Here is a 23,999-nt window from a genome sequence, read left to right as displayed (position 1 = left end):
CCGGCCCATCCTCAGCTAGGCTTAAACGGGGCTGCTAACTCCTTTTCCTTTCATTCGGCAGCCCGATTTATGCGCTGAGGGAGCCGCTATGACAAGAACAGGAAAGGTTTTCAGCTGGCTGGGCGGCATTGTGCTGCTGCTGATCGTCGCGCTGGCGATCTTCATCGCGACCTTCGACTGGAATCGACTCAAGCCCACCATCAACGACAAAGTGTCGGCCGAACTGCGGCGACCGTTTGCCATTCGCGGCGATCTGGGCGTCGACTGGTCGCGCAATCCGGATGAGGGCGGCTGGCGCGCCTGGGTGCCCTGGCCGCATATTCACGCCGAAGACGTGTGGCTGGGTAATCCGAAAAACATGCCCGGCGACAGCATGGTGACGCTGCAGCGCGTCGACGCCAGCATTGCGCCGCTGGCGCTGCTGGGTAAAGAGCTGCTGATCCCGCGCATCTGGCTGAAGCAGCCGAATGCTTCGTTGCAACGCCTGGCCAACGGCGACAACAACTGGACGTTTGACCTGGCCGCCGGCCAGGATCCCAAGCAGCCGCCTTCCGACTGGTCGTTCACCGTTCACGACATCGTGTTCGACAAGGGGCAGATCGCCTTTAAGGACGCCACGCTGAAGGCGGATTTCCGCGCCGTCATCGATCCGCTCGGCAAGCCGTTGCCGTTCAGTGAAGTGACCGGCAAACAGGGCGGCGACAAGGCCGCCACCCCCGATTACGTTTTCGGCTGGCAGGTGAAAGGCAAATATAACGGCGAGCCGTTGAGCGGCAGCGGCAAGATTGGCGGCATGCTGTCGCTGCAGAGCGCCGATTTGCCCTTCCCGCTGCAGGCAGACGTGCGCTCCGGCAGCACCCGGGTGGTGGTCGCGGGCACCTTGTCCGATCCGCTGAATCTCGGCGGCCTGGATGTACAGCTGAAATTTTCCGGTGAAAGCCTGAGCAACCTCTATGGCCTGACCGGCGTGTTGTTGCCGAATACCCCGCCGTATGCGACCGATGGCCATCTGACCGCCCGCCTGCATCAGCCGGGCGGCGCGGTGTTTGAGTACCAGAAATTCGACGGAAAAATCGGCGACAGCGACATTCACGGCAGCTTGAAGTACGTTGCCGGTAAACCGCGGCCCACGCTGAGCGGCGCGGTGAACTCCCGGCAGCTGAGGTTGGCGGATCTGGCGCCGCTGATCGGCGCGGACTCCAACGCCGCCAAAGCCGGGCGCGGCGAGAAAAGCCGTCAGCCGGCGGATAAGGTGCTGCCGGTCGAACAGTTCGATACGCAAAGCTGGAGCAAGATGGATGCGGACGTGAAGTTTGCCGCCGCGCGCATTGAACGCGGCAGCGATTTGCCGCTGAGCGATCTGGCCACGCACCTGAAGCTGAACAATGGCGAACTGCGCCTGGATCCGCTGCGCTTCGGCATGGCGGGCGGCAGCCTGAACGCTGTCGTGCGTCTCGACGGCGGCAAAAAGCCGATGCGCGGGCAGGTGGATATGCATGCACGCAAACTTCAGCTTAAACAGCTGTTGCCGAACGTGGAGGCGATGAAGCGCAGCCTCGGGCAGATGAACGGCGACGCCAGGTTGACGGGCAGCGGCAATTCGGTGGCCGAACTGCTGGCCACCAGCAATGGCGACCTGCGCCTGCTGATCAATAACGGGGTGATCAGCCGCAGCCTGATGGAGATCCTCGGTCTGAACGTCGGTAACTATCTGGTGGCGCAGCTGTTCGGCGACGACGTGGTGGGCATCAACTGCGCGGCGGCGGACGTCGGCATCCGCAGCGGCGTCGCCGCGCCGCGACTGTTTGTGTTCGACACCGAAAACGCGGTGATCAACATCACTGGCAACACCAACCTCGCCACCGAACGGCTGGATTTGTCCATCGATCCGGAAAGCAAGGGCATGCGCGTGCTGACCCTGCGATCGCCGCTGTACGTGAAAGGCACCTTCAAGCACCCCGACGCCGGGGTCAAAGCCGGGCCGCTGATCGCGCGCGGCGCGGCGGCGGTGGCGTTAGGGGCAGTGCTGACGCCGGCGGCGGCGCTGCTGGCGCTGGTCTCGCCCAGTGAAGGCGGCGAGGAGAACCAGTGCGGGCAGATCCTGCGGGAGATGAAAGGCAAAAAATAATCAGGCGCGCGGCGGCGGCGTGAGCAGCCGGCAGTCGTGATCCTGGATCTCTTCCGCCGAGGCCAGGGTGAACGGCAGCAGGCTGCGCTCGGTTGCCAGCAGCAGGAAATCGCCGTCCGGCAGCGCGGTCATCGCCAGGCCGAAGCTGCCCATGCGCCCGTCGGCGCGCGGCAGGCCGGAGGCCAGCAGGCGGAAGGCGCCCTGTTGTTCCAGTTCAGCGGCGGTCACCCGCCGCCCCAGATAGTCATGCCCCAACAGGCCACCGGGCAGCGGTTGCCATTGCTTGATGAAATGGGGGCCGATTTGCGCCAGCCGCTGTTTTACCGCCGGCAGCAGGCAGGAGATATGAATGTGCAGCTGGTTTTGCGTGCGGCCATATTCCGAATTGATCGCCAGGGAAATATCGCCGTCGTCGATCGGTTTGCCATAGCGTTCCGCCATCACGTGGCGCGCGCGCCAGGCCTGGGCGAAGAAATTCGGCGTGGCGGCGTCCAGCACCGCCGGGCTTTCGATACCGGTGATTTTGGCGCTGGGCATCAGCAGGTATTGCAGCGGCCCGTTGCGATCTTTAAACACCACGAAACCGGCCTGCACATCCACCTGCGCGCAGGGCGCCGGGTTGTCGTGCGCCTGCTGATTGGGCAGACATTGCTGGCTGACGATGCGCCACAGCGCATCGGGATGGTCGGGTTTCAACCCGTAAAAGAGCGCGATGGCGAGAGCCGCCAGCAGCACCATGCAGACAAATACCCCACGACGCAGAGACATCGGCCGATCCTGTTACCGAGAGAAACATTCAGCATAGCCCGGTTTTATGACAGGAAACGAACACCGCGTGCGGCCCCCCGCAGTGAGGGGGCCGTAGGGGATCACAGCGACTGATGGCGGGTTTCTTTCATCAGCAGCAGGGCCAGCAGCGTCAGCCCGGCCATCGCCGCCAGGTACATGCCGACGTAGAACAGCCCGTAGTGGGCCGCCAGCCAGGTGGCGATATAAGGCGCCACGGACGCGCCGAGGATCGACGCGACGTTGTAGGAGAACGAGGCGCCGGTATAGCGCACTTCGGTAGGGAACAGCTCCGGCAGCAGCGCGCCCATCGGGCCAAAGGTCAGCCCCATGATGCTCAGGCCGCACAGCAGGAAGCCCATCACCAGCGCCTGGTTGCCGGAGCCCAGCAGGGTCGGGAACAGGAACGCGAAGCCGATCATCAGCAGGGTAATGGCGATCATGGTCTTGCGGCGGCCGAACGCGTCCGCCAGCAGACCGGCGATCGGCACCATCACGCCGAAACCGATCACCGCCACCATCAGCATCCACAGGAAGCTGTTGCGGGAGTAACCGAGCCCGAGCGGCTGCGGCGCGGTGCCGTAGGTCATCGAATACACCGTCATCAGATAAAACAGCGTGTAGGTCGCCAGCATGATGAAGGTGCCGAGGATGGTGGCTTTCAGATGCTTGCTCAGCAGCGTGCCGAGCGGCACTTTTACCTGTTTGCCGGCCTTGGCCACTTTGGCGAACACCGGCGTTTCATGCAGTGATATCCGCACGTACAGGCCAATCAGCACCAATGCGGCGGAGAGGATGAACGGCACGCGCCAGCCCCATTCCATAAACTGCTGGTCGCTCAGCAGCCATGAGAGCAGCAGGAAGGTGCCGTTGGCGAAGAAGAAACCGATAGGCGCCCCTAACTGGGGGAAGGAGCCGTACAGCGCGCGCTTTTTGGCCGGCGCGTTCTCCGTTGCCAGCAGGGCAGCGCCGCCCCATTCGCCGCCCAGCCCGAGCCCCTGCCCAAAGCGCGCCAGCGCCAGCAGGATCGGGGCGAAGATGCCGATGGTTTCATAGCTCGGCAGCAGGCCGATCAGCACGGTGGAAATCCCCATGGTCAGCAGCGAGGCGACCAGCGTCACCTTGCGCCCCACGCGATCGCCGAAGTGGCCGAATAGCGCAGAGCCGATAGGGCGCGCGACAAAGGCGACGGCGAAGGTGGCCAGCGATTGCAGCGTCGCGGTGGTCGGGTCGCCCTGTGGGAAGAAGATATGTGGAAACACGATCACCGCGGCGGTGGCGTAGATGTAGAAGTCGAAAAACTCGATGGCGGTGCCGACCAGCGAGGCGACGATGACTTTCCCGCGGGAGTTCACCGGTGTGGACGCGTCGTCGGCGTCGAGTGGGGGTGCGATGGTGGCTTGCATATCTATTTCTTATTGTTGGAGGGGGTAAAAATCCATCTTAGTGACAGCATTCCGCCTTTTCAACGCTGGAACTCTGGGCAGCGCCGCCGCTAACCGGTTAAAAAGACTAATGTTTTATCTGGCTTCTTTTCTGCAGCGTTAAACGTTGAGAAAGGGCTTTCGTGCAGAGGGAATGGCTGTAAAAGCGGGAAAGAAAAGTGATTGGGTAGTTTGTTATGCTGGTTTTTCGAATACCATGCCGCATGATTTAGAGGGATTGACTGGTTTTCTGCTTATTAACCAGAGGAAAGTGCCGGCGCGTGCGATAACACCGGCACGATTGCATGGCTTCAGCGTGCCGGCGGCTCACGTTCCGGCAAGGCTTTGTCGCCTTTGTAGTCGGCCGTTGCGATCCAGGCGGCGCAAAACAGCGTCAGGCGGGCGAAGAAGTAGAAGAACGCCATCAGCCCGATCACCGAGCCGAAGGCCGCGCCGGAAGGCGATTTCGCCACCTGCGGCAGCGTCATCGTCATCACGAACTTGATCACCTCAAAGCCGATAGCCGCAAGCAAGGTGCCGCGCAGCAGCGCTTTTTTCTTCGGTTTGTGGCGCGGCAGCATCCAGAAAATCCACAGGAACAGCAGATAGTTGGCGAAAATCGAGATCGACAGTGCGATCGTCGTCAGCGCCGGCCGCAGCCATTCGATACCGTCCAGCCCCAGCGCGTTGACGATCGCCGCCTGCGCCGACCCGGCGACCGAGGTCAGCGACAGCGTGATGATCAGCGCGACCACCAGGCCGGTCAGCGAGATGAAGTCGCGGGTGTACTTGAAATAGATTTTCTCCTGATCCTGCGGATTGCGCTCCCAGACGTCACGCGACTGCGCGCGGATCGCTTCGCGCAGGTTGCCCATCCAACTGATGCCGGAATAGAGCGCCAGCGCCAGACCGGTCAACCCCACGGTGGTGCGCTGCTGAATGGCGGTATTGACGGTGTTCTTCAGCGTGCTGGCCAGCGTCGGATCGCTGATGCTGCCGACGATCCGGTTGATCAAGCGGGCCAGCAGATCCGGGTTGGAAGCCAGCACGAAACCGGCGGCGGCGAACGACACCATCAGGATCGGGATCAGCGAGAGGAATGAAAAGTAGGTGATGGCGGCGCCGAACTGGCTGCCCAGCCGATCGTTAAAGCGTTCGGCGGCGCGCAGCAGGTGCGCCACGCTCGGCCAGGCTTTGATGCGTTCAATCAGACGTGAAAAACCGCTGATGCGGCGGTCGAGCGTCTCATGGCCGGTCTTGATGGCGATAAGCGGCTTCGGCGGCGTGTCTTGTGCGGGCTGGCGGCGTTCCTGGTCTGGTCCTGTAGGCATTACTTCACGATTTCCTTAACGTTAAACGGCATGTATCAGCGTTGATTATAGCCAAAGCCCTGCGGCGTTTTGAGCGCCGGGGCGGCAAACGGTCAATTTCCGAGCTTAACGCGTTAGCGCCCGGCATGAAATGCCGGGGATGGTGCGATAGGTAAAATTCCTATGAAAACCCCGTGGCGCCTCGGTTTTTTTCACTTCTCTACCTCCAATTTTTATCTGTTTCGTCGGCGAGAAAGCGTTTACTCATGATGTGGCGTCGCGCTTTGCCGCTCGCCGCTCCGCTGCAGCCGTAGGGGCTGGAACGGTCTCATCCGTCATCAACAGAAAAACTGGAAGGTCTTATGAAATTGCTTAATCACCCCACCTGTCGTCCGTTTACCGAAGCGGGCAATCTGTCGCAGATCTCCGCCTACTATGAAGAGGGGCGGCACATCATGTGGATGCTGCTGCGCGCTGCGCCACGCCCCTGCTTCAACCAGGCGTTGATTGAAGACATCATGACGCTGGCGCAGGCGGCGAAGGAGTCTTCGCTGCGGTTCGACTTCTGGGTCACCGGCTCGCTGGTGCCGAACATGTTCAACGTCGGCGGCGATCTGCAGTTCTTCGCCGAAGCGATCAAAAACCGCAAGCGCGAGGCGATGATGGCCTACGCGCGCGCCTGCATCGACTGCGTGCATGCGGCGGCGCGCGGTTTCGACACCGGCGCGGTCAGCATTGCGATGGTTGAAGGCAGTGCGCTGGGCGGCGGTTTTGAAGCGGCGCTGGCGCACCATTTCGTATTGGCGCAAAACAATGCGCGCATGGGGTTCCCGGAGATTGCGTTCAACCTGTTTCCCGGTATGGGGGGTTACTCGCTGGTGGCGCGCAAGGCGGGCATGCGCTTGGCTGAGGAGCTGATTTGGGGCGGCGAGTCGCACACCGCAGAGTGGTTCGAGAGCCGCGGGCTGGTAGACCAGCTGTTCCAGCCCGGCGACGCTTACCTGGCGACGCGCACCTTCATCGATACCATCCGGCCGAAGCTCAACGGCATGCGCGCCATGCTGCGGGCGCGTCAGCGCGTGTTGCAGCTGACGCGTTCCGAGCTGATGGACATTACCGAAGATTGGGTGCACTCGGCCTTTACCATTGAGGAAAAAGACCGTGCCTACATCGAGCGGCTGGTGATGTTGCAGGATCGCCATACCCTGAACCTGCGTCGTGCCGGCTAACGTTAACGCGCCCGCCTCATGCGGAGGGTGAGCGCGGGCGATAGGACTGCAGCCAATGCTCCAGCTGTTCCGGGAGCATTGGCCGCGCGAACAGAAAGCCCTGTTTTTCGTCCACGCCGACTTCGTCGAGGAAGTGGTTTTCGCTCTCGGTCTCCACCCCTTCGGCGATCACGCGGAAGGCCAACGCCTCCGCCGCCGCGACGATCGCGCGTACCAGCGATTGCGATACCGGATTGAAATTCACCCCGCGCACGAAGCTTTTATCCAGCTTGATGGCGTCCAGAGGAATGCGTGCCAGCTGCGCCAGCGACGAATAGCCGGTGCCAAAGTCGTCGAGATGCACCTGCGCGCCCAGTTCGCGCAGCCGGGTGATCAGCGCGCGCGCGCGATTCTCGTCTTCAATCAGGCTGCTTTCGGTCAACTCGAAGTCCAGCAGACAGGGGGCCATGCGGTGACGGTGCAGCACCCCGAGCAGGTCGTTGACGATGCTGTCATCGGCCAACTGACGGGCAGAGAGATTGACCGCCACCCGCAGATTCAATCCCCGCTCTTGCCACTGCGCCGCCTGCCCGGCGGCGGTTTGCAGCACCCATTGGCCCAACGGGCCGATCAGGCCGGACTCCTCGGCGTAGGAGATGAACTGCAGCGGCGGGATCAGGCCGCGCTCCGGCGAATCCCAGCGCACCAGCGCTTCCACGCTGTGCACTTCACCGCTGTGCGCGTCGATTTTAGGCTGGTAATACAGCACCAGCTGATTTTGCTCCAACCCTTTGCGCAGATTGGTGTCCAGCCACATGTACTCGGCGACGCGTTTGTTCATCTCCGGCGAGAAGACGGTATAGGTGCGTTTTCCGTGCTCCTTGGCGACGTACATGGCGGTATCGGCGCTGCGGATCAGGCTGTCGAGATCGTTGCCGTGCTCCGGGCACAGCGCGATGCCGATCGAACAGCCGGTATACACCTCAATCAGGCCGATGCGAAAAGGGGTCTTCAGCCTGTCGATAATGCGCTGCGCCAGCGTTTGCAGGCGCTCGCGATCGCTTTGTGGCGCCAGCACCAAGAATTCGTCTCCGCCGAGGCGGGCGAGCACTTGATCCGGGCTCAGGCAACCGAGGATCGCCAGCGCGACCTCGACCAGCAGCCGATCGCCGAACATATGGCCGTAAGCGTCGTTGACCTTTTTGAAGTTGTCGAGATCGAGGTACACCAGGCCGAAACTCTCTTCGCCGCGCGTGGCGATGGCGTGATTGATCTTGTCCTGTATGGCGTTACGGTTCGGCAGGCCGGTGATGAGATCGGTGTTGGCCAGCACCCGTAGCCGCTCTTGCGCGCGGCGTTCTTCGGTGATGTCGGTACCGGAGCAGATCAGAAAGACTTCGTTTTTTCCGCTGCCGCTGTGCACGAATTTGTTGCGAAACAGGAACAGCCGTTCACCCTTGACCGTCTTTACCCAGCGTTCCACCTCATAGGACGAACCGTTGCGGAAGAAGCCGGCGATGTTGCGCCGCGAAGCGGCGGCTTCTTCCGGGCTCATAAACAGTTGGAATACGTTTTTGCCGATCACCTCGTGTTCGTGCAGCCCGGTGTACTCCTCGCTCAGCCGGTTGAAGCGCTGGATGCGGCCGTGCTGATCGACGATCACGATCACCGAGTTGGCTTCGGACACCACCTGCTCGGCGAAGGAGAGGCCGTGCACCAGGTCGCGCGCCACGGATTGGGTGTCGCTGAAGGCGGAAGCGGTGCCCGCCCATTCGAGGTTGTTGACGCGGCGCCCGACCAGATGCAGATGCAGCGGTTCACCGGCTAGCGTAATGGTCAGCTCAAGGCTGGCGGTCACGCCGGTCAGACGGCGGATTTTCGCCGCTTCCATGGCGCTGAGCGCCACCGCGACATGAGCTTTGCCCTTAATAGCGGACAGCTCCAGGGCATTGCTGTCAAACGCCAGCCGCCAGTGGGGGCTTTGGGTGCCGAAGTGAGCGCTAAGAAGCTCAGGGCCTTGGTCTGCGGGCATGACGATTCCTCAAAAGAGCACGGGCGGGCGGCCGGCACAGCGCCGGGCAGCCTGTTGGCCCGAAAGCGATCGCCGTACGCATCTGTGCATCATATAACAGGTTTTCACAGGCGGGGCGGGTGATGGAAACTATTATATAAGCAATGATTAGTTTTGCGGTGTAAACGTCGCCCGGCGGCCGCTTGCCTTAAAGTGTAGGAGAACATCGGATCGTGTGATGCTTAGTGATTTTCCCTGCTATCGGAAAACGGTTGATACAAGGTTGCCGTGCAGGTGAGTAAATTATAGCGGTGAGGGGAAAGCGGAAAAATAACTCCACCGGGGGGATTTTTGCCGAGAAATTAAAATTTCCATCAAATAAACGCCATCTTCATAGTTTTCTCATAATTGGTGAATAAATCCGAGACGGGTTTTAAAAAGTTTACACACCCTCGCATTACTTGAAATTTATCAGCCTATTATTATCTCCGACAACGAATGAGCCTGTTAACGTACAGCGCTCCTGATGAAGAAAATTTTTAAGGAAATGATTATGCGTAAATTGACGGCTTTATTTATTGCTTCCACGCTGGCTCTGGGTTCTGCTTCCGCGGCGTTCGCCGCCGATACGGCGACGGCCCCGGCGGCGGATGCGGCGCCGATGAAAATGATGCATCACAAGGGTGAAGGCAAAGGCGGCCCGTTCGCCGGGCTGAACCTGACCGAGCAGCAGCGCCAGCAGATGCGCGATATCATGAAAGAGTCGCACCAGAAGCGCGGGCCGGGCATGAAAGAGGAGCGCCAGGCGTTGCACAATCTGGTCGCTTCCGACAGCTTTGACGAAGCGAAGGCGAAGGCACAAATTGACGCGATCGGCAAAGCGCAATCCGAACGCATGCTGGCACGCGCCAAAGCGGAAAATAAAATGTATAACCTGCTGACGCCTGAGCAGAAAAAACAATACAATGAGAATTATCAGAAACACGAGCAAAAGATGATGGACCACATGAATAAAATGAAGGAGCAGATGCCCTCCGGTCAGTAATATCCGCTCGCGGTGAATAATAAAGGGCCAGGCTATTTGTCTGGCCCTTTTTATTTGGCGTTATCACCGGCAGGTTCTGCAGTGAGTGATAATCATTCCCCGCCGACAATGCGCCGGAACTGTTCGGCAACGGCCTGTGCAAAGCGCGGGTCGTTAATATGATAAGGCGTTTTTATCAGCCGGCGTTTGTCGGTGGCGTATACCGTCTCCTCCAGCGCTTGCGTAAAGGCGGCCAGCGCCGCCGGATCCCAGAACGGTTGACCGGGCGCATCCAAAGCCGATACGCCGCCCGCCGGGATAACGAAACGCACTTCGCCCGCGCAGGCGTTGATCTTTTCGCCCATCCAACGCCCCATTAACGCATTCTCCCGCGCGCTGGTGCGCACCAGCGTCACTTGCGGGTTGTGATGGTGACGCAGACGGTTGGCATAGCGAGCCGGCACCGTATTCGGCGCGCCGAAGTTGATCATGTCTATCGCGCCGCAGGAGAGCACGCACGGGATGCCGGTACGCGCAATGGCACCAAAACGATCCGTATTGCAGGGCAGCACACCGCCAAACAGGTAATCGGCCACTTCGGTAGTGGTTAAATCGATGGCGCCGTGCAGTTGGCGGTTATCGATCAGTTTTTCCAACGATCTGCCGCCGCTGCCGGTCGCATGAAACGTCAGACAATCCCATTGTGTTCCCAGTTCGGCAACCAACGCCTGAACGCAGGGCGTGGTGACGCCAAACGTCGTCAGGCCGATCGCGGGTTTGTTATCGTGATAGTCGACGGCGGCGAAGTGCACTGCGCCGGCTATCTGGCGCGCTGCGTTGCTCAGCACCCGTCGCGAGATGCGATTCAGGCCGGCGAGATCGGTGACCGAATACAGCATGTTGATATCGCTGGCGCCGACATAGGCGGAAACGTCTCCCGCCGCCATGCTCGAGACCATCACTTTCGGCAGGCCGATCGGCAGCTGCTGCATGGCCGGCGTGATGATGGCGGTGCCGCCTGAGCCGCCCAGGCCAAGCAAGGCGGCGATATCGCGGCGCGTCAGGATAAAACGTTCGAAAGCGGTCGCCATGGCGGCGATCGCCTGGCCGCGACTGGCGCAGAAGACCGCGTCGGCGCCCGCCGGATGGTGGCGTGCGACGTCCTCTGGACCGATATCGGCCGGGGAGTCAAACGGCAAGCGACGAGTGGAAAGATCGACGGTTCGCGTGGGTAAATTCAGGGCAGCGATCAGCCGCCGTACATACTCCAGCTCTTGTCCTTTCGTATCTGCTGTGGTAGCAATATAGACAAAATTTGAAGTGTCTTTCATGTATCTTCCTGGGGTGTTTCTAATTTTTATTTAAAAAAATCATTTTGTTATATTTTTTTAGGGTGCCCTGGTGTTGGCGTTTAAATTAAATTGATTAATGTATTTATATAATGAGACGGCAGTATCATTTTTGCAAGGGCAGCTCAGTGCAAAATGGGACTCCTGTCTCATTTTTGAGCTTTTCAACGTGGCCGGCGCTTTGCCGGCAGCCAGTCGACAGAGGCGCATCCTCTGTTGCGCAAGCGTGTGCAGATGCATGAGGTTTATGTGCCGATAGATGCTTTTCCCACCCCGTTTGATCCTTCACTGACTTCCACCCGGGCAAAAACCTACCGTTTGTTGCTGGCCAGCGCGATGACGCTGTATGACGAAGGGGCGTTTCCTTCGATCACCGAACTGGCGGCGCATGCGCAGGTATCGCGTGCGACGGCCTACCGCTATTTTCCGACCCAGAGTGCGCTGATTAGCGCCGTGGTGGCGGAAAGCCTGGGGCCGATTCTGGAATGGCGCCCGCAAGACGATGACGCCCTGAAACGCATCCAGCAGTTGCTGACTTTCGCCTATCCTCAGATGGAGCGGCACGAGGGAGCATTGCGCGCGGCGCTGCAGCTCTCTTTGCAACAGTGGGCGCACGCGACGCCGGGCGAGAAATTCGTGCGCGGCAACCGCAAGCGTCTGTTGGCGCTGGCGGTGGAACCGCTACAGGGCAAACTGCCGCCGGACTCTCTGCAGAGAGTGATTCATGCTTTCTCGCTGATTTACGGCTCGGAGGTGTTTCTGGTGCTGAAAGATATCTGGGGGCTGGAGCTTGAGAGCATTCAGGACGTCACGCAATGGATGGCCAAAGCCATTCTGCGTCAGGCGGAAGAGGACGCGACGAACTGCAAAAAAACATCAGCAGGATAATCCAATTTTTGCCGATGGCCGAGTGAAAAACCAGCATAATTCACTGAGTGAATATTGGCAAAATTTATAATTAAAAGTGATAAAAGACGCCTGTTAAGCACTTTTCAGGCGGCCGCACTCTTCATGTGTCCCTAGGTTATATTTTTATTTATCAGTAAATTATAATTTATCCCTTCACTTATTATCGCCGTTTCGATACCGGTAAACGTCATTGTCATTTCTTATCGGCATAGGCCTGATTCACCCCTGAAACATTCTCTCCTCCCGTCGAACTGCCGGATGACACATTAAGCGCACTTGAGATTGTTGTGCTTTATTTATTTGGTGTTACCAAACTGTTACACAAAAAATCTTATAAAACATTTGCAAACAACAACGGACGGTATCTGGGATGGAGAAGAAACGTAGAGGAGTCAAATCCGCTCGGGCGGCCTTCGGCTGGCCTGAAATCGGAGTTCATCGCGCACAATGGAGCGCGATGCTGATCTGCCTGACGGCGATTGGCGGGGCGCAGGCCTCCAGCTATATAGAGAACGGCCAGGCGGGCGATCCGGCCAGCTGGCGCAGCAGTGAGTTCAATGCAGAATGGGGGCTGGGGGCGATCCACGCTGACCAGGCCTACGCCGCCGGTTATACCGGAAAAGGCATCAAACTTGGCATTTTCGATCAACCGGTTTACGCCAGGCACCCGGAGTTCGCCGGTGAGAATAAGGTGATCAATCTGGTTACCGAAGGCATCCGCGAATACACCGATCCCTATATTCCGGTGAAAAAAGGCGACGCTTTCCGCTATGACGGCACGCCGAGCGTGGATTCCGATGGCACGCTCGGTTCGCACGGCACCCACGTGGGCGGCATCGCCGCCGGCAGCCGAGACGGCGGCGCCATGCACGGCGTGGCGTTCAACGCGCAGATCATCAGCGCGGAGAACGGCGATCCCGGCCCGGAGGACGGCATCATCCTCGGCAACGACGGCGCGGTGTATAAGGCCGGCTGGGATGCGCTGGTGGCCAGCGGCGCGCGCATCATCAACAACAGCTGGGGCATCGGTATTACCGAAAAGTTTGATGAGGGCGGTTATGACCCGGCTTATCCGCATTTCACAGTAAACGATGCGCAAAAGCAGTTCGATCAGATCAAACAGATCCTCGGTACCAAGCCTGGCGGCGCCTATCAGGGCGCGATCGACGCGGCCCGCAGCGGCGTGGTCACCATCTTCGCCGCCGGTAACGACGGCAATCTGAATAACCCCGATGCCATGGCCGGCTTGGCCTATTTCGTGCCGGAGATTGCGCCGAACTGGCTGTCGGTCGCCAGCTTGCAGGATCCGACCAATACCGGCGATTACAGCATCAGCACCTTCTCCTCTCGCTGTGGTTATACCGCCAGCTTCTGCGTCTCGGCGCCGGGCACCCGGGTATACAGCTCGGTGATTGAAGGCACCAGCCTAGAGAATCTGACAACCGGCTACGCCAAATACAGCGGCACCTCGATGGCGGCGCCGCACGTGGCCGGCGCAGTGGCGGTGCTGATGGAGCGTTTCCCGTATCTGAGCGGCGCACAGGTGGCGGAAGTGCTGAAAACCACCGCCACCGACATGGGCGCGCCGGGCATCGACGCGCTCTACGGTTGGGGGATGATCAACCTGGGCAAAGCCATCAACGGCCCGGGCATGTTGGTGACTGCCGAAGATATTCCTGCGGAGTTCCGTATTCCGGATCCGACAGGCGTGGCCTACGGCCCGACCCAGTTTGTGGTGGATCTGCCGGGCGTTGGCGCGGTGCTGGACAAGGGTAAACCGACCGAGCGCGTCTGCAGCGATGTGCTGTGCGGCCTGGATTTCTGGAGCAACGACATCTCCGGCCATGGCGGCCTGACCAAACAGGGTATCGGCACGTTGGTACTGACCGGTAACAACACCTATGCCGGCCCGACGCTGGTTAATCAGGGGCGGCTGGCGATCAACGGCTCGGTCACCTCGGCCGTCAGCGTGCAGAACGGCGGCATCGTCGGCGGCAGCGGCACGGTCGGTTCGCTGACTGCCCGTCAGGGCGGCACCGTGGCACCGGGCAACTCGATCGGCACCCTGAACGTGGCCGGCAACGTCAGCTTCGAGCCGGGTTCGCGCTATGCGGTGGAAGTGGGGCCGAACGGCCAGAGCGATCGGATCCAGAGCAGCGGAGCGGCGACGATCGGCGGCGGCGAGGTGGCGGTCACGCTGGAGAACAGCAGCAACCTGCTGACGCAAAGCGAGGTGCGCAGCCTGCTGGGCCAGCAGTACACCATCCTGAGCGCGCAGCAGGGGGTGAGCGGGCAGTTTGACGCGGTGGCGCCGAACTACCTGTTCCTCGGCACCGGGCTGAGCTACCAGCCGAATGGGGTGACGCTGAGCGTCGGGCGCAACGGCACAAGCTTCGCCAGCGTGGCGCAGACGCCGAACGAGCGGGCGGTGGCGGTGGCGGCGGATGCGCTGGCGGCGGGCAACCCGGTGTACGAAAGCCTGCTCAACAGCGGCTCGGCGGGCGAGGCGCGGCAGGCGTTCCGCCAGCTGTCGGGGCAAATCCATGCGGACATCGCGTCGGCGCTGGTGAACGACAGCCGCTACCTGCGTGAGGCGCTGAACGGGCGCCTGCGTCAGGCGGAAGGGCTGGCGAGCTCGTCGGCCATCAAGGCGGATGAGGACGGCGCCTGGGCGCAGCTGCTGGGGGCGTGGGACCATGCGTCGGGCGACGCCAACGCCACCGGCTATCAGGCCTCGACCTACGGGGTGCTGGTGGGGCTGGACTCGGCGGCGGCGGCCGACTGGCGGCTGGGGGTGGCGACCGGCTACACCCGCACCTCGCTGCACGGCGGGTACGGGTCGAAGGCGGACAGCGACAACTACCACCTGGCGGCGTACGGCGACAAACAGTTTGGCGCGCTGGTGCTGCGCGGCGGTGCGGGCTACACCTGGCACCGCATCGACACCAAACGGTCGGTGAACTACGGGATGCAGTCGGACCGCGACACGGCGAAGTACAGCGCGCGCACCGAGCAGCTGTTCGCGGAAGCGGGTTACAGCGTGCAGGGTGAGTGGCTGAACCTGGAGCCGTTCGTCAACCTGGCGTACGTGAACTTTGAAAACAACGGCATCGCGGAAAGCGGCGGCGCAGCGGCGCTGCGCGGCGACAAACAGCACACCGACGCGACGGTGTCGACGCTGGGGCTGCGCGCGGACACCGCGTGGCAGGTGAGCCCGGGCACGACGGTGGCGCTGCGCAGCGAGCTGGGGTGGCAACACCAGTACGGCGGGCTGGAGCGTGGCACCGGGCTGCGGTTCAACGGCGGCAACGCGCCGTTCGTGGTGGACAGCGTGCCGGTGTCGCGTGACGGCATGGTGCTGAAGGCGGGGGCGGAAGTGGCGGTGAACGAGAACGCCTCGCTGTCGCTGGGCTACGGCGGGCTGCTGTCGCAGAACCATCAGGACAACAGCGTCAACGCCGGTTTCACCTGGCGCTTCTAAGCAACATCGACTCAATCCTTGTACGGGAACCGTCTGCGGGCGGTTCCTTTTTCACATCCTGCTAATGAGAACCCGGCGCACCTGGGGCGTCGGCCAATAACAAGCAAAAGGTAAGGAAATGACAACAACAATGGGTTTTGACAGCAAAGGAAACGCTCGTCGCTCGCCGTGGCGGCTGAACGCGCTGGTCTGCTGCATGGCGCTGGCGGGGTATGCGCAGGCGGCGCCGCACGAGGTGAATGGCCAAGCCGGCGATCCGGCCAGCTGGCGCAGCGCCGAATTCAACGCCAACTGGGGGCTGGGGGCGATCCACGCCGATGAGGCCTACGCCGCCGGCTACACCGGCAAAGGGCAAAAGGTGGGCATTTTCGACACCCCGGTTAACCGCCATCCCGAGTTCGCCGGCGACGGCAAACTGATCAACGTCGTCACCGAAGGCTACCGCGCCTATACCGATCCGCACCGGCCGGGGATTAACGCCGGCGATCGCTTTTACTTCGACGGCACCTTCCACTTCTACAGCGGTTCACAGGGCATGCTGAGCAATCACGGGGTGCACGTCGCGGGGATCAGCGCGGCGAACCGCGACGGCGTCGGCATGCACGGCGTGGCCTTCGATTCGCAGGTGATCAGCGTCGATAACGACAACGACGGCCCGGCCTACGGCGAATTCCTCGGCCTGGACGGTGCCGTCACCAATGCCGGCTGGCAGGCGATGATCAAGAGCGGCGTACGGGTGATCAACAACAGCTGGGGCGTCAGTATTCCCGATTTCCTGTCCGACGGCGGCCGCGATCCCAACGCGCTGCACTTTGAGCTGAAGGATGCGCAGGAACAGTTCGATCAGGTCAAACCGCTGCTCGGCAGCCTGGCCGGCGCAGGCTATCAGGGCGCCATCGACGCGGCGCGCAAAAATATTCTGGTGCTGTTCGCCGCCGGTAACGACGGCAACTACAACCAGCCGGATGTGATCAGCGGGCTGGCCTATTTCGTGCCGGACATCGCGCCGAACTGGCTGTCGGTCGCCAGCGTGGCGCAGGATGCGACATCGACCAACAGCGTGCCTTACACCATCAGCAGCTTCTCTTCCCGTTGCGGCTATACCGCCAGCTTCTGCGTCTCGTCGCCGGGCAGCAAAATCTACAGCACCGTGGCCAACGGTTCCGATCCGGCCAACCTGGTGTCGGACTACGGCAATAAAAACGGCACCTCGATGGCGACACCGCACGTCACCGGCGCGGTGGCGGTGTTGCTGCAGCGCTTCCCGTACATGAGCTCGGCGCAGATTGCCGACGTGCTGAAAACCACCGCCACCGACATGGGCGCGCCGGGCATCGACGCGCTCTACGGCTGGGGGATGATCAACCTGGGCAAGGCCATCAACGGCCCGGGCATGTTCTATACCGTCGAAGATATTCCTGCGGAGTTCCGCATTCCGGATCCGACGGGCGTGGCCTACGGCCCGACCCAGTTTGTCGCCAATATTCCGGGTCTGGGCGCCGAGGTGGATGCCGGCACGCTGCACGCCAGAAAGTGTGACGACATCAGTTGCGAGCTGGAAGTCTACTCCAACAACATCTCCGGCCATGGCGGCCTGACTAAAGAAGGGATGGGCACGCTGGTCATGATCGGCGCCAACACCTATGCCGGCCCGACGCTGGTCAATCAGGGGCGGCTGGCGATCAACGGCTCGGTCACCTCGGCCGTCAGCGTGCAGAACGGTGGCATCGTCGGCGGCAGCGGCACGGTCGGTTCGCTGACCGCCCGCCGCGGCGGCACCGTGGCGCCGGGCAACTCGATCGGCACCCTGAACGTGGCCGGCAACGTCAGCTTCGAGCCGGGTTCGCGCTATGCGGTGGAAGTGGGCCCGAACGGCCAGAGCGATCGGATCCAGAGCAGCGGAGCGGCGACGATCGGCGGCGGCGAGGTGGCGGTCACGCTGGAGAACAGCAGCAACCTGCTGACGCAAAGCGAGGTGCGCAGCCTGCTGGACCAGCAGTACACCATCCTGAGTGCGCAGCAGGGGGTGAGCGGGCAGTTTGACGCGGTGGCGCCGAACTACCTGTTCCTCGGCACCGGGCTGAGCTACCAGCCGGCCGGGGTGACGCTGAGCGTCGGGCGCAACGGCACAAGCTTCGCCAGCGTGGCGCAGACGCCGAACGAACGGGCGGTGGCGGCGGCGGCGGATGCGCTGGCGGCGGGCAACCCGGTGTACGAAAGCGTTCTTAACAGCGGCTCGGCGGGCGAGGCGAGGCAGGCGTTCCGCCAGCTGTCGGGGCAAATCCATGCGGACATCGCGTCGGCGCTGGTGAACGACAGCCGCTACCTGCGTGAGGCGCTGAACGGGCGCCTGCGTCAGGCGGAAGGGCTGGCGAGCTCGTCGGCCATCAAGGCGGATGAGGACGGCGCCTGGGCGCAGCTGCTGGGGGCGTGGGACCATGCGTCGGGCGACGCCAACGCCACCGGCTATCAGGCCTCGACCTACGGGGTGCTGGTGGGGCTGGACTCGGCGGCGGCGGCCGACTGGCGGCTGGGGGTGGCGACCGGCTACACCCGCACCTCGCTGCACGGCGGGTACGGGTCGAAGGCGGACAGCGACAACTACCACCTGGCGGCGTACGGCGACAAACAGTTTGGCGCGCTGGTGCTGCGCGGCGGTGCGGGCTACACCTGGCACCGCATCGACACCAAACGGTCGGTGAACTACGGGATGCAGTCGGACCGCGACACGGCGAAGTACAGCGCGCGCACCGAGCAGCTGTTCGCGGAAGCGGGTTACAGCGTGCAGGGTGAGTGGCTGAACCTGGAGCCGTTCGTCAACCTGGCGTACGTGAACTTTGAAAACAACGGCATCGCGGAAAGCGGCGGCGCAGCGGCGCTGCGCGGCGACAAACAGCACACCGACGCGACAGTGTCGACGCTGGGGCTGCGCGCGGACACCGCGTGGCAGGTGAGCCCGGGCACGACGGTGGCGCTGCGCAGCGAGCTGGGGTGGCAACACCAGTACGGCGGGCTGGAGCGTGGCACCGGGCTGCGGTTCAACGGCGGCAACGCGCCGTTCGTGGTGGACAGCGTGCCGGTGTCGCGTGACGGCATGGTGCTGAAGGCGGGGGCGGAAGTGGCGGTGAACGAGAACGCCTCGCTGTCGCTGGGCTACGGCGGGCTGCTGTCGCAGAACCACCAAGACAACAGCGTCAACGCCGGTTTCACCTGGCGCTTCTAAGCCAAGCGGTCATTACAGGGTCAACGGAGCCGGCATGCCGGCTCCGTTTTTATTTGCGGCTGCGGGGTGAGTCCGTATGATGGCGCGGCGCCAGGGCAATAAAAAACCGGGACCCTGACGGATCCCGGCTTAAAAGTGGGTAAAACAGATTAGCGCTAAAGGCTCAAGCCCCGTTTTGCTTATGCAGTCCAAGCGATGTGAGCATCGTCTCAGTAGCGGCAACGGAACAAATTTTCCCTGGTGTTACTATGGTTATTATTAAAAATCGTGCTGGTGTTATTTTTTATAGTGTATTGCTGTATGTCTCTTTTGATACCATGTTTGACGATACAACATGGTATGTCAAGCAACGTTTTTAACGCATAATTGCATGGGATGCTAGTTTTAGGTGTGGCTTTTTCAGCAGAAATAATCAAAACGACTGATAAATCAGTAAAAAAAATCGAAGGAACAAATGGATAACAATCATCAAAAATTCGATTCACAGTCGATTGCCAATCGGGTCAGGGAGCTGTTTTTACATTACGGGATTGGAAAACGTCAGCATGCCCGCGAACTCAGCCGCATCTTGGATCTGAGTTTTTCACATGCGCACCGCAAATTGAAAGGGCAAAGCCCCTGGACGCTGGAACAGATCAACAGCGTCGCGGCCGCGTTGGGAGAAACGCCGGCGGCGATCGCCGATTTGAGCGCCGAACATGAGACGACCGAGCCAAACATGGCGCGTGATGCCATCTTTTTCGTGGCGGGAGTGGCGATCCCCTGCGTCGGGCACATTGGCGACGAACTTTCTGCCGGGCGGCCGGCGGAATTTGTGGCGCTGCGTGTGGAGGGGCAATGGCATATCTATCGCGCCGATGAGGCGCCGGCAGGTCTGCGTTACGGCGTCGAACTGATAGAAATCCGGCCTGGCTACGGCGATGACGAGCGGTTGAGCATCGCGGTATTGGACGATTCGCATCAGGCGGCCGATGAGCTGGCCAAGTACCTCGGCGGCTGCGGTTTCAACGCAGTGGCGTTTTACGATGTCGACAGCTTCTGCCAGGCGTTGCAGCAAAGCCTGTTCGACGGTTACGTGGTGGACTGGCTGATCGGTGAGGAAACGGCGGATCGCTGTATCGCTACCATCCGCGCTTCCGACAACCCGGACGCGCCGGTACTGGTGCTGACCGGCGAACTGGGCACCGACCGACGCGAGTCGGAGATCGCTCAGGCGATGCGCGAGTACGATGTGCTCGGCCCTTATGAAAAACCGGTGCGGCTCCATGTGATCGAAGCCGCACTGCAACGCTGTTTTAATCTTTAGCGGGGAACACCTCGGCCAGTGCGCTCGACAGCGCATCCAGCCGAACCGGTTTCATCAGGTAGTTATCGAACAGGGCGCGCTGATCCGCCGTCAGCTGCTCCGGCGTATAGGCGCTGATGCCGATGATTGGCACATGGCGGTTGGGGCCGCGACGATTGCGCAGCTGCCTGGCCAGGGCGGCGCCGTCGATGCCCGGCATCTGCAGATCCAGCAACAGCGCGTCGTAAGGGCGTCTGAGCAGCTTCTGCAACGCGCGCTCCGGCGAGTCGCACAGTTCGTGCTGGTAGCCCAGTTTGTCCAGCAACGCCGCAAAGGCGTCACCCACCGACTTGTTGTCATCCACCACCAGCACCTGCTGCGGTTTCTGCTGCAGAGAGGTATTGGCGGTGGCGGGCTCGTCGGCGCGTTCTTCTTCACTGATCTGCACCGGAATGCTGACGATAAAGGTGCTGCCCTTCTTGATTTCGCTGTACACCGTGATGGTGCCGTTGAGCAGCGTCACCAGGCCGTGCACGATCGCCAGCCCCATCCCCACGCCGGCATACTGTTTGGTATGCGACTGATCCAACTGGGTAAAGGGTTTGAAGATCTGATCGAGCTGGTCTTTTTCGATACCGATGCCGGTGTCGGTCACTTCGATGATCAACGAATTGCCGCCCGGCTGGCGGCGCAGGCAGCTGTGCAGCGTAATGCTGCCGCTTTCGGTGTATTTGTAGGCGTTGGTCAGCAGGTTAACGATAATCTGCCGGATGCGCAGCGGATCGGAGTGCACCAACAGGTGGCTGCACTCCACTTCGCAGCTCAGTTTGACCTGCTCTTTGCGGGTCAGGGTGGCGATTTCATTGGCGGTTTCCGCGATCAGCTTCTGCGCGTCGAACGGCACGATGCGCAATTCCATCATGCCGCTGTCGAGGTGCGCGTAGTCGGTCAGATCCTTCATCTGGCTTTCGATTTGCTGCGCGGCGGTCTCCAGCCGCTGGAAAGTGTCCGCATGCTCCGCCGACACCCGGGTGTTCACCAGCACGTCGATGGCCGACATCACGCTCTGCAATGAGGTGCGCAGCTCGTGGCCGATGGCGCCGAGGAAGGCGTTTTTGGTGCGTGTCGCTTTCTCCGCCTCAATGGCCTTGGCCTGCTGGCGAATGGTCAGCCGCTGCTGGCGGAACACGATCAGGGTGATGGCGATCAGCGCGATCACCGAGAACATGACGATCACCAGCCCATAGAAAATGATGTGCCGTTTCTCGATGTAGTCCTCATAGGCGGCGGTGCGCTGCTTCACCTCGGCGTGGTCGGTCAGGTTGGCCATTTCGATGGCGTAAGGCTTGATGGCCTTCATGGCCGCGAAAACCTGGCTGAAGTCGATTTTCGGGTTATCCAGCAGTTTATCGATGCGATCCATCTGCAGGCGCATCTGCTTGACCACTTCCGGGTAGCCCGGCTCGGCGTACAGCGGTTGCGTGGATTCGGAGACGGTTTCCAGCACGTAAAAGCGCGAATAGAGGATTTCGAACCGCAGCCGCAGGTTGTCGCTGTCCACCTGCGCGGCATGGCTCTGCTGCTCGACGAACGTGTCGAATTCCGCCAGCTTGATGGAGAACTTGGCGATAGACCAGGAGTAGTTCTCCTGCGTGCCGGCGATGGCATACAGCCCTTTTTTCGACAGGGTGGCGCTGTAGTAATAGAGCGTGACGGTCGAAGCCACTAAAAACAGCGCGGCAAAGATGGCCGGGATCGCCAGCCTGCTGCCGTTCTTAAAGGTCGTCAGCTTCATTTGATCACGATCCTGTCGACTTGCCAAATAAAGCGTGAATTGTACAACGGCGAGTTCAGTTCAGGCCCGGCGGCGTCGCGCGGGTAAACCAGGAACAGCGGGCCGAAGTTTCTGAGCTTCAGCATTTCCCCGTCCATCCTGTAGGCCAGGATCATGTTGTATTTCTTGACGTCGGACAGCGGCACGTCGATGTAATAATCGTTCAGCGCGTAGAAAGTCAGCGTCTCGCCCTTGGCGCCGACGCGCTCCAGGATATCGGCCACCGAAATCCCTTCAAATTTTCTCTGCGGCGTCCAGGAGGTGGAGGTGGTGATGCTGCGCACCGGCATCGCCAACAGCTGCTTATCGGTGAACAGATAGCTTTTTTTGACCGGGTCGGTCACGTTGTCGATCTTGCCCGCCACTTCCAGGGTAAAGCTGAGCGCGCTGCTCTGGGCGATAATCAGGGCCACGCAGGCCATCGCAAGGGTTTTGCATAGTTTGAACAGCATCGGCGTTCTCCAGAGGCGCGGGGAGGTTTGTATCAGTCCCGCTAATTTATCAGGCAGAATAATGGCAGAAAAAGCAGGCGGGTGCGAAGGGAATAGTAAACCGCACAAAAAGAACAGGCCGGTATTTACGCCGGCCTGAGAGTGGGATAAACGTAGCGGTTAGCGCATGGTGACGAACTCTTCCGCCGCGGTCGGGTGGATCGCCACGGTGTTGTCGAAGTCCTTCTTGGTGGCGCCCATCTTCACCGCCACCGCGAAGCCCTGCAGGATCTCGTCCATGCCGAAGCCGATGCCGTGCAGGCCGACGATTTTCTCTTCTTTACCCGCGCACACCAGCTTCATGCGGCACGGCTGGCGGTGCTGCGTCACGGCGCTGTACATGGCGGTGAAGGAGGATTTGTACACCTTCACATTGTCCGCACCGAACTTCTCGATGGCTTCCGGCTCGGTCAGGCCGACGGTACCGATCGGCGGGTGGCTGAACACCACGGTGGCGATGTTGCTGTAGTCCAGATGCTCGTCCGGCTTGTTGTTGAACAGGCGCTCGGACAGACGGCGGCCGGCGGCCACGGCGACCGGGGTCAGCTCTACCGCGCCGGTGTTGTCACCCACCGCGTAGATGCCTTTAACGTTGGTGTTCTGGAACTTATCGACGTCGATGTAGCCTTTCTCATTGGTTTTCACCCCGGTAACGCCGAGGTTCAGGTTGTCGGTCGCCGGTTCGCGGCCGATGGCCCAGATCAGGCAGTCGACGGTGAATGCTTTGCCGTTTTCCAGCTGCAGCGTCAGGCTGCCGTCGGCGTTCTTGACGATCGCTTTCGGCACCGATTCGGTGTGCAGGCTTGGCCCTTCGGTGTTCATTACTTCCACCAGGGTTTCGACGATCATCGGATCGAAGCTGCGCAGCGGCGCGTGCTTGCGCACGAACAGGTGCGTTTCGGCGCCCAGCGCGTTCAGCACGCCGGCGATTTCCACGGCGATATAGCCGGCGCCGACTACGGCGACGCGTTTCGGCATGGCGTCCAGCTCAAAGAAGCCGTCGGAGTCGATGCCGTATTCCGCACCCGGAATAGCCGGATGGCTCGGGCGGCCACCGGTGGCGATCAGGATGTGATCGGCGGTGATGGTCTCGCCGTTCACTTCCACGGTGTGCGCATCCACGAAGCGCGCGAAGCCTTTGATCACGTCGACCTTGTTCTTGCCCAGCACGTTATCGTAGGAGTTGTGGATGCGATCGATATAGGCGGTGCGGTTGGCGACCAGCTTTTTCCAGTCGAAGGCGTTGACGGTGGTGTCGAAGCCGTAGTCCGGGCCGTACTGATGGATAGCCTCGGCGATTTGCGCCGCGTGCCACATGACTTTTTTCGGTACACAACCCACGTTTACACAGGTGCCGCCCAGCTCTTTGGCTTCAATCAGCGCACACTTTTGGCCGTACATGGCTGCCCGGTTGATCGATGCGATACCGCCGCTGCCGCCGCCAATTGCTAGATAATCGTAATGTTTCGTCATCTGGGATTTCCATGAGTTGTGAATTTGAAGAGGGTAAGAGTTTAACGCCTGACCGGGGTTTGT

General features: G+C 61.0%; 15 protein-coding genes. 7 read left to right on the top strand and 8 right to left on the bottom strand.

What is annotated here, in order from left to right:
• Positions 1–88 precede the first annotated feature (88 nt).
• Positions 89–2,128, top strand: a complete 2,040-nt coding sequence (locus ACJ8IJ_RS22430) for an AsmA family protein (protein WP_131165602.1) — start codon at positions 89–91, stop codon at positions 2,126–2,128.
• On the opposite strand, the gene ACJ8IJ_RS22425 is transcribed toward ACJ8IJ_RS22430, so the two are convergent.
• The 3 genes from ACJ8IJ_RS22425 to yhjD form a co-directional block, all read right to left on the bottom strand.
• Positions 2,129–2,896, bottom strand: coding sequence for a CDP-diacylglycerol diphosphatase (locus ACJ8IJ_RS22425; protein ID WP_442518960.1), 768 nt, complete (start codon positions 2,894–2,896; stop codon positions 2,129–2,131).
• Positions 2,897–2,997: 101 nt separating this feature from the next.
• Complete coding sequence (locus tag ACJ8IJ_RS22420) at positions 2,998–4,320, bottom strand: MFS transporter (protein WP_442518959.1); 1,323 nt, start codon at positions 4,318–4,320, stop codon at positions 2,998–3,000.
• Between the two features lie 329 nt (positions 4,321–4,649).
• Positions 4,650–5,669 (bottom strand): inner membrane protein YhjD, encoded by a 1,020-nt coding sequence (gene yhjD, locus ACJ8IJ_RS22415; RefSeq protein ID WP_021505224.1) that lies wholly within the window; start codon positions 5,667–5,669, stop codon positions 4,650–4,652.
• 341 nt (positions 5,670–6,010) lie between these two features.
• Here yhjD and ACJ8IJ_RS22410 point away from each other — a divergent pair, with 341 nt between their 5' ends.
• Complete coding sequence (locus ACJ8IJ_RS22410; protein ID WP_004929989.1) at positions 6,011–6,877, top strand: crotonase/enoyl-CoA hydratase family protein; 867 nt, start codon at positions 6,011–6,013, stop codon at positions 6,875–6,877.
• 16 nt (positions 6,878–6,893) lie between these two features.
• Here the strand turns inward: ACJ8IJ_RS22410 and pdeR are convergent, their stop codons facing one another.
• Entirely contained in the window at positions 6,894–8,888 is a 1,995-nt protein-coding gene (gene pdeR, locus ACJ8IJ_RS22405; RefSeq protein WP_021505223.1) for a cyclic di-GMP phosphodiesterase, read from the bottom strand.
• 532 nt (positions 8,889–9,420) lie between these two features.
• On the opposite strand from pdeR, the gene spy reads away from it, so the two are divergent.
• Positions 9,421–9,912 carry an ATP-independent periplasmic protein-refolding chaperone Spy gene (gene spy, locus ACJ8IJ_RS22400; RefSeq protein ID WP_442518958.1) on the top strand — a complete coding sequence of 164 codons (492 nt, stop codon included), beginning with the start codon at positions 9,421–9,423 and terminating at the stop codon, positions 9,910–9,912.
• Positions 9,913–10,004: 92 nt separating this feature from the next.
• Here spy and ACJ8IJ_RS22395 read toward each other — a convergent pair whose 3' ends face one another.
• A complete protein-coding gene (locus tag ACJ8IJ_RS22395; protein ID WP_044030077.1) occupies positions 10,005–11,222 on the bottom strand; it encodes a Tm-1-like ATP-binding domain-containing protein in 1,218 nt (405 codons plus the stop codon).
• Positions 11,223–11,474: 252 nt separating this feature from the next.
• Here ACJ8IJ_RS22395 and ACJ8IJ_RS22390 point away from each other — a divergent pair, with 252 nt between their 5' ends.
• From ACJ8IJ_RS22390 to ACJ8IJ_RS22375, 4 genes are all read left to right on the top strand, one after another.
• Positions 11,475–12,128 (top strand): TetR/AcrR family transcriptional regulator, encoded by a 654-nt coding sequence (locus tag ACJ8IJ_RS22390; RefSeq protein ID WP_048326479.1) that lies wholly within the window; start codon positions 11,475–11,477, stop codon positions 12,126–12,128.
• A gap of 478 nt (positions 12,129–12,606) precedes the next feature.
• Entirely contained in the window at positions 12,607–15,630 is a 3,024-nt protein-coding gene (locus ACJ8IJ_RS22385) for an autotransporter outer membrane beta-barrel domain-containing protein (RefSeq protein ID WP_442524993.1), read from the top strand.
• A gap of 118 nt (positions 15,631–15,748) precedes the next feature.
• Positions 15,749–18,853, top strand: a complete 3,105-nt coding sequence (locus ACJ8IJ_RS22380; RefSeq protein WP_442524992.1) for an autotransporter outer membrane beta-barrel domain-containing protein — start codon at positions 15,749–15,751, stop codon at positions 18,851–18,853.
• Between the two features lie 454 nt (positions 18,854–19,307).
• On the top strand, positions 19,308–20,159 hold the full coding sequence (locus ACJ8IJ_RS22375; RefSeq protein ID WP_004931021.1) for a helix-turn-helix domain-containing protein: 852 nt from the start codon (positions 19,308–19,310) through the stop codon (positions 20,157–20,159).
• On the opposite strand, the gene ACJ8IJ_RS22370 is transcribed toward ACJ8IJ_RS22375, so the two are convergent.
• The 3 genes from ACJ8IJ_RS22370 to gorA form a co-directional block, all read right to left on the bottom strand.
• Complete coding sequence (locus ACJ8IJ_RS22370) at positions 20,149–21,933, bottom strand: ATP-binding response regulator (protein ID WP_049186557.1); 1,785 nt, start codon at positions 21,931–21,933, stop codon at positions 20,149–20,151. The genes ACJ8IJ_RS22375 and ACJ8IJ_RS22370 overlap by 11 nt on opposite strands.
• Positions 21,930–22,424 carry a molybdopterin-dependent oxidoreductase gene (locus ACJ8IJ_RS22365; RefSeq protein WP_004931017.1) on the bottom strand — a complete coding sequence of 165 codons (495 nt, stop codon included), beginning with the start codon at positions 22,422–22,424 and terminating at the stop codon, positions 21,930–21,932. Before ACJ8IJ_RS22365 ends, ACJ8IJ_RS22370 begins: the two co-directional genes overlap by 4 nt.
• 159 nt (positions 22,425–22,583) lie before the next feature.
• The gene (gene gorA, locus ACJ8IJ_RS22360) at positions 22,584–23,936 is read right to left on the bottom strand and encodes a glutathione-disulfide reductase (protein WP_021505213.1); all 1,353 of its coding nucleotides are present in this window, start codon (positions 23,934–23,936) and stop codon (positions 22,584–22,586) included.
• Positions 23,937–23,999 lie beyond the last annotated feature (63 nt).

The organism is Serratia sp. CY40230, from assembly GCF_052168835.1.
GTDB lineage: Bacteria > Pseudomonadota > Gammaproteobacteria > Enterobacterales > Enterobacteriaceae > Serratia > Serratia nematodiphila.
Note: the sequence above shows the minus strand (reverse complement) of the source record. Positions and strands in the feature narration are given on the sequence as shown.